Source organism: Mycobacterium sp. (assembly GCF_035506235.1).
In the GTDB taxonomy this organism is placed as follows: domain Bacteria; phylum Actinomycetota; class Actinomycetes; order Mycobacteriales; family Mycobacteriaceae; genus Mycobacterium.
The window spans coordinates 1-11,387 of record NZ_DATJPU010000057.1 but is presented as its reverse complement, the minus strand read 5'-3'; the positions used below and the strand labels follow the sequence as shown (position 1 = coordinate 11,387).

The window sequence follows — 11,387 nt, the reverse complement described above, 5'->3', positions numbered from 1 at the left end:
CGGGAATCGCGGCTGTGGGTCGATCCCGCCGAGATTCCTGGCGCTGACGACGTGGCCCGGCTCGGAAAGGCACTGACCGCCGGACCCAACGGGGAACGCGATGAGCTGATGGTCAACGCCGCGGCTTACAGCGGGCTCCGGTGGGGCGAGATGACCGCCCTTACCATCCGCCAGGTCGATGCGGGCGCCCGTGTCATCGACGTGGACCGCAAGGTGGTCGAGATCGCTGGCCATCTCTACATTGAGCCACCCAAGGGCCGCAAGCGCCGCACGACCATCTATCCACGGCTCGCCCCGTCTGGCTATCCACTGGCTGAACGGCTCGCCGCCCGCATCGAAGCCACCCTCGCCGAGCAGGAGACTGGCGATAACCCGCTGGGACTGATCTTCCCCTCTCCGAAGGGGAAGCACTTGCGCTCGTCCAACTTCTGCCGCAACGTCCTGCAGCCTGCGTATTTCGCCGTCGGCTGGCGTGACGCGGCTGGCGGCGGCCGGTGGACCTGGCACAGCTTGCGGCACGTGTTCTGCACTACGGCCTTGTTCACCTGGAAGCTCGACGCCGCTGACGTCTCGTGCATCGCCGGCCACGCCAACGTCCGGACCACCCTGCTCATGTATGTCGGCACCGTCGCCGGCGTAATCGATCGCGCCCGCCATGCCACCGCATGAACAACTCAACCCGGCTGCCCGTGAGTACGCTCCGGCAAGATCTGCGGTGGCCGGCCGGCTGATCAGGATCACCACGGCGCTGGCCGTGGTTGCGGTCGCGGGCGTCGCCGCTATCATCTCCTACCAGCACGCCTACGAACTGGTGCGATCGCACGGCGAGTCCGGCGCGACGGCCCGCCTGGCACCGTTCACGGTAGACGGTCTCATCTTGGCCGCCTCCATGGTGATGCTGGACGCGAGCCGGCGGAGCCAGCGCGTACCACGGCTGGCGGGCTGGAGCCTTGCCGTCGGCATCGTGGCGACGGTTGGTGCCAACCTGGCGCACGGCGCGGTCCACGGGCCGATAGGAGCCCTGGTCAGCGCGTGGCCAGCCGTGGCACTGGCTGGCTCGTTTGAACTGCTCATGATGCTGATCAGGACAGGGCATCGCCACGATACTGAGCTATCAGCCAATGCGGCACGGCACCACCCGGCGCCAGCATCGAACCACGACGTACCGGTCGTAACGTCGCCGATGCCATCTCTGGAGCAGACGGTACGAGCGTGGCACCGGGCAGGCCACAGCCAACGGGCGATAGCTCGCGAACTAAACATCGATCGGCGAAAGGTAAGACAGATCATCGAAGGCGCTGCTTAGCCTCGATCACCGTCCAATGATCCGAACGGCGTTAGCCTCGCTCTGCCGTCGGGCGGTGCGTCAGAGTGAACCGGTCGCAGTAGGTGCCCGGCGTGGAGGTGGGCACCGAGCAGCACGACGCCGCTTGGCTTGAAATGGGCCAATGCACCCGCGGATTAAGAGTCCGCTGCTTTGTTCGCTTATTCTCCTTTAGCTGCTGTCAAACAATACTAGCACGTGCCAGGAGCTGCCATTCTGTCCGATTGCCCGCATCCGCGCCGCTCTGCGGATACCGAGTAGCGCCGGGGCGTACCGGGGCGTCCGAGCAAACATGGAGCAAACATCGAGCGGTCTTGTCGGAGTACTTCAGCCACTACAACACCGGCCGCAGCCACCAAGGCGACGGCATGGAACTGCGCGCACCGAACGACGCCCCGGACATCATCGTCTTCCCCGGCTCCGCCACCGGGATCCAGCGCCGGGCCAGGCTCGCCGGGCTGATTAACGAATACCGGCAGGCAGCATGAAAGCCCAGCTCAGCGCCGGTCGCCGAGTTTTCGACTAATACAGGCCCGCAGCACCCGGGGGAAACGCGGCTACGACCGCGTCCTCGACGTGTGCGAGCGGTTCATGCACGCCATCGTGGCCGCCCGGCCCCTGCAGGCGCTGACCAAGCGCGAGCCGCTGCTGTTCCTGCGCGTGGCTTGATGCCGGGGCAGGTCGAGGCCGCGTCGGCACAGATGATCACCGAGCTGCTGGAGGCGGAGGAGGCAGCGGGACACCTGACGCTGCCGCTGCCTCCGGCGGTGCTCGGTCTCGCCACCGTGCGCCTTTGCGATGCCCACCTCTACGCCCACCTGCTCGGCAACGACAAGCCCGAGATCGGTACCGCGCTCCAGCTCGTCGCAGCCCTGCTCAGTTCCAGCCGACCCGCAGCCCATCCGGGTGCCGACGACCAGGCATGACGCCCTGAGCCAGCTCGATGCACCCGTCAGAACCTCACCACGTCCTGCTCGATAACACGGACGAGCACCTCGTTGACCGGCGAGCACGTCCGCCGCCGTCCCCGCCGGGTCACCCACCCTCGGGTTCACCCACCTGCCGCTCGAGGCCCTGGTCGGCCGCGACATCACCGGGCAGAGCGCCTTCACCTGACGCGATCTGCTTCGGGCGTAGCCGCCGGCCGGGCAGGGTGCGCAGCGCCTCCAGGGCGACGAATAGTTCCGCTGACGATCTAGGGTCGTTCAGCGGGCGGCCGGTCTGGCGCTCGATGCGGTGCAGCCGGTGGCGGACCGTGTTGGGGTGGCAGTACAGGTGCTTGCCTGCCTCGATGGCCGAGCCCCGGAACGCGAAGAACGCAGCGAGGGTCCCCAGCAGCATGTCCCGCTCGTCCGGGTTGATCTCCAGCAACGGCCCCAGGATCGTCGTCACAACCCGGTAGGAGGTCGTCGGGGAGCTGGCCACCAGAACGGGCAGCGGGGCGTCGTCGAACACGTTCACCACCGGGTCGCCCGCCGGTGAGCTAGCCAGGGCGATCCGGGCCAGATGCAGCGCCTGCGACGTGCGCTCAAGCCCGGTGTACACCGGGCTCACCCCCACCCGGGCCACCGCGCTCGAACGCAGGATCTCCACCAGCGCCGGGACGTTACGCTGCGATCTCAGCGACACGATCCCCACCTGGAGCCCGGGCAGCAGCTGCCAGGCCGACCCGATTCCCCGCACGTGCAGGCGGTTCTCAACCTGCGGCAACGCCTGCCGGGCCACCGCGGGGACCTCCGCGGCCACGACGATGAACACCCCCTGGTACGGAAGCCCCAGCAGATCGGCCGCCTCCCACACCGTTGCCGTGTCGGCGATCCGCCCCTCCAGAAGCGCCTCGAGCCGCGCCGATCGCGCCTGGTCCTGGCGAAGGACCCGCTCAGCCATGGCATCCCGGTAGGCCGTGGCCAGCTCCGTGGTGAACAGGCTGTTCAGCATCCACACCTCAGATGCGATGCCCACCAGCTCGGCGTCCGACACGATCCCGGTCTGGTGTGCCTCCGCGACCAGAGTGTCCCACATGAACCGAAAGCCGGCCTGCAGCGAGCTCTGCACCGCAGCGAGCGGTGCCTCCTGCTCGGCCCGCCGCCGGCCGGTTCGCCGCGGGGCGGCCAGATCGTACGGCCCCGGGCGGCCGAGGTGGCTGAGGATGAACGTGAGATTGTCCTGCAACGAGTGGTACAGATCATCGATGGGAACCAGGCCGCCGTCGCCGTAGATGTCACTGTGGCTGCCGCAGGCTTCACCCTGCCCGAGAACGCATTTCAGCAGCTCGTCGGTAAGCGCAGACAGCCGGCTGAACACGGCTGACGCAAGCTTCTGCCCGGCAACACCCGGCGGCGGCTGGCCGACAATATCGTCTGTGAAGGTCATAGCGAGCTCCTCAGCAGGGGGTCCGAACGGTCAGCCTGGAAGCCCAGAACCCCGCGCCGGGCGCCACCGGCCCTGCCAAAGAACCTTCCCTGCCGAGCAATCGATGGCGGCAACGGTTGCTTTCGGATCTGTGGTGGTGCCAGGGGCCCGAGGCTTTGGCCTTGATCCGGTTACGGCGATCCGCGTCGGCCAGCGACGGGACATAACCCGGCCCGGATGCGTCCAGCTGTCGGTCGTGGTGCCCACATGGCCGGCGTCTCTCCGTCCGCTGGCTCGGCCGCGCAGTCCTGTCCCGGCCGGGGCGCCGTCGGCAGAGGAGATGCCGTGTTCTGGGGATGCCGGGGCTGGCGGGGGCACGCCGTCGGCGGTGTCGAACAGGATCTGCTGGAGCGGGCGAGACAGGTCGCCGTGCCGTACCAGGGCGGCCGTGGCGGTCAGCGGGTGGCCGGCGATGCTGGCCCGGGTCATGTCGGCGGTGCTCGTCGGGCGGGGGAGCCGGGTCACGCCGGATGGGGGTCCGGCGATGGCGGAGGGACCGGTCAGCACCCCGGTGGGCCGGTCGGCGGTGGCGGCGAAGGCCAGCGCCATCGGCAGGGACTGCCGGAACGGCGGGTCGGTGAACTCGAACCGCGGGTCGGCGGTGCGCAGGACCTGCAGCCAGCGGTCGTAGGTCGCGGGACTGGCTCGGCGCGGCCCATAGATGACGTCCAGACAAGCCAGTTCGGCCAGGCTGATCAGGCCGCGGCGGGCCGCCGGGTGCGAGCACGGGATCCACACGTCAGGCTCGAACTCGCCCAGGCTGATGGCGTCGAGCGGGGCGGCCAGCGCGTCGGGGGTGGCGGGCAGCCAGCCCAGGCCGGCGTCGGCGCGGCGCTGGCGGATTGAGGAGAAGTCCGCGTCGAGTGTTGTCTCCAGCCAGGTGAGGGCGACCCCGGCGGCCTCGGCGTCCGACCGCAGCCGGGAGGTGGTGGTTACGGCCAGAGAGTCGGTCAGATCGGCCGACAGGACAAACCGAAGCCCCAGCCGGCCGATGCCTGCCGCCTGCCGGGTCTGGCTGACCGCGTGATCGGCCACCGACCGGACGTCCCGGGAGGCGTCCAGCAGCACGGTGCCCGCCGCCGTAAGCCGCACCCCGTCGCGCTGACGCCGCAGCAGGGGGGTGCCGACGATCTGTTCCAGCCGCTGGATCTGCTGGCTGAGGGTCGGCTGGGCGATGAACAACGGCTCCGCCGCGCGCGTGAAGGTGCCCGCGTCGGCGACCGCGACGAAGTACCGCAAGTGCCGCAGCTCAAGACTCTGCGGGGCCGCGCATGACGGGCTATCGGCCTCCGAATCGCGCACTGGCCTCGGTCCCGTCTCTGCCCGTGTCATCCTGATCACCTTCATCCGTCTCTCACCGGCGGCCAGCCCTGGACCCGTGAGCCAGCACCGGCCGCGGGCTGTACCTGGCGAACTGACTCGCACGTGGTCCGTCTGCTTCCGTGCGCTTTGAGGATGCCGCGGCAATCCCTCTGATCGCATCTCGCGTTCTCGTAGTCTTGGCTGGTTGCCCGCCGAACCAGCCGACGGGCCAGTAGCCGAACCGCTTCCTCCCGCCCTACCCGCTACCTCTCTTCTGCAGAGTCGGAAACTTCCAGCTCCGGCAACACAGCAGGCAGCAACCCACCGGCCACGGTCCCAGGGTGCAAGAGCCCGGCAACGAGTGCTGGGGCACCTTGAAGTCGGCGAGGTGTCCGGCCGCGAAGGGCTTATCCCCTCCCATCTACCCGGCCGACGGAATCACCGATCCCCCTGGCTGGCGTCTTATCGCTGGTTGTGACGACAGCGTAAAGAGATCCTTAACGGCCGGCATCATGGCGCGGGCACGGGAAATAGTCCTCGTGATGGGTCGCGAGGACAACAGCCCCGTGCGCGTAAGGTGCGGCGTTAGCCGCTTCCGATGACCGCGATGCGCCGCCACAACAAGCCATCTGAGTGCTGGCCGACCTGGGCCAGGACAAGACGGTCGCCCTGGAACTCCCGAAGCTTGCCCCGATGTTCGCCTGAAGTTGCGCCATCCTCCTGCGTGGAGATTGGCGTCAGACCCACCGGAGACATCCATGACAACGCCGCTGCGACTGTCGCAGGCAACTGGCGTCGCGTACATCGCATCCGGCGCGCTGCCGCGCGCCGAGATTGCCCGTGGCAGCGATCTGGGGAGGCGCTTCGCGCCATACACCACCTCGCGCAGCAGGAGGGCCATGAAGCGAGGGTCGTCGGCGGGCCGGTGGATGGTGGCCTTGAAGCGGCTGGCTGCGCATGATTGTGCCGCTAGAGGAAGATCGCGGAGGTGGTGGCCATGTCGGCTGGCGCGAACCTGAAGGCGTACAACAGCCTGTGGCAGCTCAGGAATGATGCCTGGTCCAGCCTGGAGGAGTCGGCCATTCAGCTCGCCCGCGCCGAGGCCCAGCAGCGTCCCGTCGAGAAGCTGGTCGAGACGGTAACCGAGTTGCTTGACGTCCTCCGGCCGATCGAGCGATTCTGGGCGTTTCCCGGGGCACAGGCCTACCGGGAGGCTCGGCGGCTGTTCGCCGCCGATCAGTATGATCGGCTCGCCGCGCTGGTGACCAAGGCCAACCGGGCCCTTGTCACCGAGTCCTACCTCGACGGCCAAGGCTGGGACCCAGGCGTCGGGGACGACGCATACGATCACGAGGCCCGTCCGGCGGCGCAGGCCCGGACGGACCGTCCGTATTTCGAGGTTCTCGTCGTCGAGGACATGACCGACGAGCAGGAGCGCTCGCTGCGGGAGGAACTGCGGCGATGGCGCCGCCCGGATGACTCGTTCGTGTACGAGATCGTGGTGGTGCCCAGTTTCGACGACGCGCTCATGGCCGCTCGGCTGAACTCCAGGCTGCAGGCGTGCGTGGCCCGCCGCCGGTTCACTCACCGGTCCCGCCACGACTTGGCTCCGCTCGCCCGGTTCGTATACAGCGGCGGATCTGCTGACCTGATGGAGCGCTCGCCGGATGACCGCGCCCAGCTGCTCGCCAGGTCGCTGGCCAGGATCAGGCCGGAACTCGACCTGTACCTGATGACGGAGATCGCGGTCGAGGAGATGGCAGGCCGGCTCAGCCACCACTACCGGCGTATCTTCCATGTCCGCGAAGGGTCGCTCGAGCTGCACCTGTCCATCCTGGACGGCGTCTCGGCCCGGTACCGCGCGCCGTTCTTCGGCGCGCTGCGCAGCTAGAGCCAGCGGCCCACCGGGGTGTTCCACGCGCTGCCGATCTCGCACGCCAAGTCGATCCTCAACTCGCACTGGATCAGGGACACGGCCGACTTCTACGGCCTGGACATCTTCCTGGCCGAGACGTCAGCGACGTCCGGTGGGTTCGACTAGCTGCTCGAGCCCACCGGGCCGCTGCGGGAGGCCCAGGAGCTCGCGGCCACAACGTTCGGTTCGCAGCGTACGTACTTCGTCACCAACGGCACCCCCACCGCCAACAAGATCGTTGTGCAGGCCGTAGTGCAACCCGGCGACATCGTCCTGGTCGACCGGAACTGCCACCAGTCCCACCACTACGGGCTGATGCTGGCCGGCGCCATGGTCACCTACCTCGACGCCTACTCGCTGAACGAGTATTCGATGTACGGCGCGTTGCCGCTGCGGGAGATAAAGCGCCAGCTGCTGGCGCTGCGGCGGGCGGGCAAGCTGGACCGGGTCAAGATGCTGCTGCCGACCAACTGCACGTTCGACGGGATCGTCTACGACGTCGGGCGGGTCATGGAGGAGTGCCTGGCCATCGAGCCGGACCTGGTCTTCTTGTGGGACGAGGCCCGGTTCGCGTTCGCCCGGTTCCACCCGGTGTACCGCCCGCGCACCGCCATGCGGGCCGCCCGCACGCTCGCGGAGCGGCTGCGGCTGCCCGAACGCCGCGAGCTCTTCGACAAGTTCACCGAGGAAGTCGGCCCGATCGATGACGCAGACGATGAGGTGCTACTGGAACGGCGGCTTGTGCCCCATCCCGCCCGCGTCCGGGTGTATTCCACCCAGTCCACCCACAAGACCCTGACCTCGCTGCGACAGGGCTCGATGATCCACGTCTGGGACCAGGACTTCAGAAGGTGGAGGACACCTTCCACGAGGCCTACATGACGCACACCTCAACCTCGCCGAACTACCAGATCCTGGCCTCCTTGGACCTCGGCCGCCGCCAGGCCGTCCTGGAAGGGTTCGAGCTGGTACTGAAGCAGATCGAGAACGCGATGCGGCTGCGCGACGCGGTGGAGCACCATCCGCTGCTGAGCAGGTACATGCGCTGCCTGACCACGGCTGACCTGATTCCGGCCGGATACCGGCCGACGGGTATCGAGCAGCCGCTGCTCTCGGGGCTGACGACCATGATCAGGGCCTGGGAGACCGACGAGTTCGTGCTGGATCCGTCCCGGATCACCATCTACATCGGCGCGACCGGCATCGAGGGCGATACGTTCAAGCGCAGCCAGTTGATGGACCGCTACGGCGTGCAGATCAACAAGACCTCGCGGAACACCGTGCGGTTCATGACCACGATCGGGACCACCCGCAGCTCGGTGGCCTACCTGATCGAGGTCTTGGTGGCCATCGCCCGTGACATCGAAGCCAAGGTGGCAGGCATGAGCCCAGCCGAGCGGGCCGCGCACGAGCGCGCGGTACTCCGGCTGACCGCGCCCTCGGCGCCGCTGCCTGACTTCAGCGGCTTCCACCTCGGCTTCAAGGACAGGAGCGGGCAGCCCACCCCGGAGGGTGACGTGCGGCGGGCCTTCTACCTTGCCTACAACGACAGCTACTGCGAGTACCTCACGCCCGACGAGGCCGAACAGCGCGTGGAAAGCGGCGAGCAGGTCGTATCCACCATCTACGTCACCCCCTACCCGCCCGGTTACCCAGTGCTGGTTCCCGGCCAGGTGTTCAGCCCGCAGATCCTGTCCTTCATGCGCAGCCTGGACACGCCCGAGGTGCACGGTTACCGACCCGAGCTCGGCTACCGCGTCTACACCGACAAAGCCCTCGAGATCGCCACGACGGCCCAGCTGGCGCCGCCGCCGGTTCCGGCCGGGCCGGCGGCTGCCCCTCCGACCGCTACCTGAGCGGCCTAGCGCAGTCAATGGATAACCGGCCGGGTAGGCGGTGCCTGCCGCGCCGCTGGATGCAGATGCCCGCCAGTGATCGGCATGGCCATCGACTGCTTGTTTGGCCTGTCATCTGTTAGATCGAGGCAGCTTCTGGCTGGTGGTGGCCGGATCCTCCGGCCGCCCGGTTGCCGTAGCCGTGGACGCGGTCTCCCATGAGGTGTCACAGAACACTCTGACCGGCACTAGCAGGGTCGCGATGATCTTCTCCGACAGATCCAGCCACCCCCGCAGCACGGCGGGCAGGGCAACGAAATCCCCGCGCGCCGCGGCGCGCAGCAGGTCGTAACCGTCATAGCTGGACGTGCCCGCCTGCTCAGTCGCGTCGGTGAGGTCGATCCGGGCCGACACCGTACCTCCGTCAGCGGTGATCTCAGCATCCCCGAGCCGCTGGGCCAAGGTCACCATGGGCCGGTTCTCGGCCAGGATGTCCGCGACGAAGTACCGGATGTCCTCCTCCGCGGCCCGCTGCGCCAGCTCGCGCAGCAGGACCGTGCCCAGGCCGCGCCGCTGCCAGGAGTCAAGGACGGTGATGGCCACCTCGGCCTGGTCCGGCTGCCCAGGGATGCGGATATACCGGGCCACTCCCACCAGCTGCCTGGAGCCGGGCGCCACCGCGACCAGGGCCTCATGGTCGCGGTGGTCGACGTCGGTGAAGTAGGCCAGGCTCTGCTCGGACAGGTGGGGTTTTCCGGTGAAGAACCGCCGGTAACGCGAGGTCTCGCTGAGTTGGTCGTACGCCTCGGCAAGGCCGGAGCCGTCATCGGGGCGCACTGCCCGGACCAGCACCCGGTGTCCTGACCGAAGAGTGATCCGGTGCGGGACGACGGTAGTGTCCATGATCTGAGTATCGCTTGATAAATTTAGCGCTGTCAAACTTATGATGCCAATTTGGTAACTATATCAAGCATAGATGGTGCGACAGCCTTAGCCTGGCTCGGATCCAGGAGGGCCGGTTCCGGCCCGGTGTACCTGCGGCGGCAGGATGATGGCCAGGTGAGCCGCGCCGACATAGGCGCGTCATCGCCGGCCCTCGCCCGCGTTGCGCACGGCGGCGGCGACCTGCCGCGCCGCCACCAGGATCGGGTCCCACACCGGCGCGAACGGCGGGGCGTACGCGAGGTCGAGGGAGGTTAGGTCTTCGACCGTCATCCGGTTCCACAGCGCCGTCGCGGCCGTGTCGATCCGCTTGGCGGCCCCCTCGTAGCCGACGATCTGCACGCCGAGCAGGCGCCCGGTGAGACGTTCGGCGGTCATCTTGACCCTCATCTTCTGGGTGCCGGGGAAGTAGCCGGCCTTCGTGGGGGACCGCACTGTTACGGTCACGTATGCGAACCCGGCCCGGGCGGCGTCGCGCTCGCGCAGCCCGGTCCGGGCGATCTCCAGGTGACAGACTTTGCTGACCGCGGTGCCGACCACGCCGGGAAACGTGGCGTAGGAGCCGGCCAGGTTGTGCCCGATGACCCGGCCCTGCTTGTTGGCGTGGGTGCCCAGCGCCACGTGCTGGTACCGGCCCGAGACCAGGTTGAGGACCTCCACGCAGTCTCCGCCGGCCCAGATGTGGTCGTGGCCGAGGACCTGCATCTGCACGTTCGTGCGCAGGCCACCCTGATCGCCCAGCGGCAGGCCGGCCTCCCGGGCCAGCGCGGTGTCCGGCCGCACCCCCAGGCCCAGGACGACCACGTCGGCCGGGATGGAGCCGCCGCCGGTCACCACCGCGCGGATCCGGCCGTCGCGGCCGGTCTGGAATCCGGTCACGGCGGTGCCGGTGCGCACCTCGATGCCGATGCCCTCCATCGCCCGGTGCACCGCCGGCCTCATGTCCGGGTCCAGCGTGGTCATCGGCTCCGCGGCCTGATCCACCACGGTCACCGCGACGCCGTGCCGCACCAGCGCCTCGGCCATCTCCACGCCGATGTAGCCGCCGCCGACCACCACGGCCCGCTGCGGCCGGGCGCGATCGAGGCCGCCCAGCAGCGCGGCGCCGTCGTCCAGGGTCTGCACCCCGAACACGCCGGCCGCATCCGCGCCCGGCAGCGGCGGCCGCACCGGGACCGCGCCGGTCGCGATGACCAGCGAGTAGAAGCCCTCCCGGTACGACCGCCCGGCGGCACGGTCGCGAACGGCCACCCGCCCGGCCGCGAGGTCGATCTCCTCCACCTCAGTCCGCATCCGCAGGTCGATGCCGTTGTGCCGGTGCGCCTCCGGCGACCGGGCGATCAGCCGCTCCGGCTCGCCGATATCACCGGCCACCCAGTACGGATGCCGCAGGCGGAGTAGGAGCTGTACGTGCCGCGCTCGAACGCGACGATCTGGACCGCGTCGCCCGAGATCCGCCTGGCCTGCGCGGCCGCGCTCATCCCGGCTGCGTCGCCACCGATGACGACGATCCGCTCGGTCATCGCAGGCCAGTGGTGGTGCGGATCTCGGTTCCGGCCCGGACCGCCCGGGTGACCGGGGTCTTCTCCGCGATCCCGGCCAGCTCCGCGCGCTGCTCCTCGCCGACGCCGTGCAGGGTGATCAGCCGGTCGATCCA

Annotated in this window: 13 protein-coding genes; 8 read left to right on the top strand and 5 right to left on the bottom strand. The window is 68.7% G+C overall.

Translation table 11 applies throughout. From position 1 onward, the window contains the following. The 4 genes from VMD50_RS05885 to VMD50_RS05870 form a co-directional block, all read left to right on the top strand. On the top strand, positions 1-669 hold a 669-nt coding region (locus tag VMD50_RS05885), incomplete at its 5' end, for a tyrosine-type recombinase/integrase (protein WP_325425779.1). 46 nt (positions 670-715) lie between these two features. Beyond that, the gene (locus VMD50_RS05880; RefSeq protein WP_325425777.1) at positions 716-1,306 is read left to right on the top strand and encodes a DUF2637 domain-containing protein; all 591 of its coding nucleotides are present in this window, start codon (positions 716-718) and stop codon (positions 1,304-1,306) included. A 332-nt stretch (positions 1,307-1,638) separates the two neighbouring features. After that, the gene (locus tag VMD50_RS05875; protein ID WP_325425775.1) at positions 1,639-1,812 is read left to right on the top strand and encodes a hypothetical protein; all 174 of its coding nucleotides are present in this window, start codon (positions 1,639-1,641) and stop codon (positions 1,810-1,812) included. A 180-nt stretch (positions 1,813-1,992) separates the two neighbouring features. Beyond that, a complete protein-coding gene (locus VMD50_RS05870; protein WP_325425772.1) occupies positions 1,993-2,250 on the top strand; it encodes a QsdR family transcriptional regulator in 258 nt (85 codons plus the stop codon). Positions 2,251-2,359: 109 nt separating this feature from the next. On the opposite strand, the gene VMD50_RS05865 is transcribed toward VMD50_RS05870, so the two are convergent. Then, complete coding sequence (locus VMD50_RS05865) at positions 2,360-3,697, bottom strand: PucR family transcriptional regulator (protein WP_325425770.1); 1,338 nt, start codon at positions 3,695-3,697, stop codon at positions 2,360-2,362. 30 nt (positions 3,698-3,727) lie between these two features. Further along, positions 3,728-5,068: a LysR family transcriptional regulator gene (locus VMD50_RS05860; protein ID WP_325425768.1), complete on the bottom strand. Its 1,341-nt coding sequence runs from the start codon at positions 5,066-5,068 to the stop codon at positions 3,728-3,730. A 967-nt stretch (positions 5,069-6,035) separates the two neighbouring features. Here VMD50_RS05860 and VMD50_RS05855 point away from each other — a divergent pair. Genes VMD50_RS05855 through VMD50_RS05840 form a run of 4 tightly spaced genes read left to right on the top strand, consistent with a single transcriptional unit; the run spans position 6,036 to position 8,809 of the window. Further along, positions 6,036-6,929, top strand: a complete 894-nt coding sequence (locus VMD50_RS05855) for a hypothetical protein (protein WP_325425766.1) — start codon at positions 6,036-6,038, stop codon at positions 6,927-6,929. 18 nt (positions 6,930-6,947) lie between these two features. Then, positions 6,948-7,079, top strand: coding sequence for a hypothetical protein (locus tag VMD50_RS05850; protein ID WP_325425764.1), 132 nt, complete (start codon positions 6,948-6,950; stop codon positions 7,077-7,079). Then, positions 7,080-7,835: a PLP-dependent aminotransferase family protein gene (locus tag VMD50_RS05845; RefSeq protein ID WP_325425781.1), complete on the top strand. Its 756-nt coding sequence runs from the start codon at positions 7,080-7,082 to the stop codon at positions 7,833-7,835. Beyond that, a complete protein-coding gene (locus VMD50_RS05840; RefSeq protein WP_325425762.1) occupies positions 7,805-8,809 on the top strand; it encodes an aminotransferase class I/II-fold pyridoxal phosphate-dependent enzyme in 1,005 nt (334 codons plus the stop codon). Before VMD50_RS05845 ends, VMD50_RS05840 begins: the two co-directional genes overlap by 31 nt. A 111-nt stretch (positions 8,810-8,920) precedes the next feature. Here VMD50_RS05840 and VMD50_RS05835 read toward each other — a convergent pair whose 3' ends face one another. The 3 genes from VMD50_RS05835 to VMD50_RS05825 form a co-directional block, all read right to left on the bottom strand. Beyond that, positions 8,921-9,691 carry a GNAT family N-acetyltransferase gene (locus tag VMD50_RS05835; RefSeq protein WP_325425760.1) on the bottom strand — a complete coding sequence of 257 codons (771 nt, stop codon included), beginning with the start codon at positions 9,689-9,691 and terminating at the stop codon, positions 8,921-8,923. Between the two features lie 180 nt (positions 9,692-9,871). Continuing rightward, positions 9,872-11,104 carry an FAD-dependent oxidoreductase gene (locus VMD50_RS05830; protein ID WP_325425758.1) on the bottom strand — a complete coding sequence of 411 codons (1,233 nt, stop codon included), beginning with the start codon at positions 11,102-11,104 and terminating at the stop codon, positions 9,872-9,874. Beyond that, a complete protein-coding gene (locus VMD50_RS05825) occupies positions 11,071-11,253 on the bottom strand; it encodes a hypothetical protein (RefSeq protein ID WP_325425756.1) in 183 nt (60 codons plus the stop codon). Before VMD50_RS05825 ends, VMD50_RS05830 begins: the two co-directional genes overlap by 34 nt. Positions 11,254-11,387 lie beyond the last annotated feature (134 nt).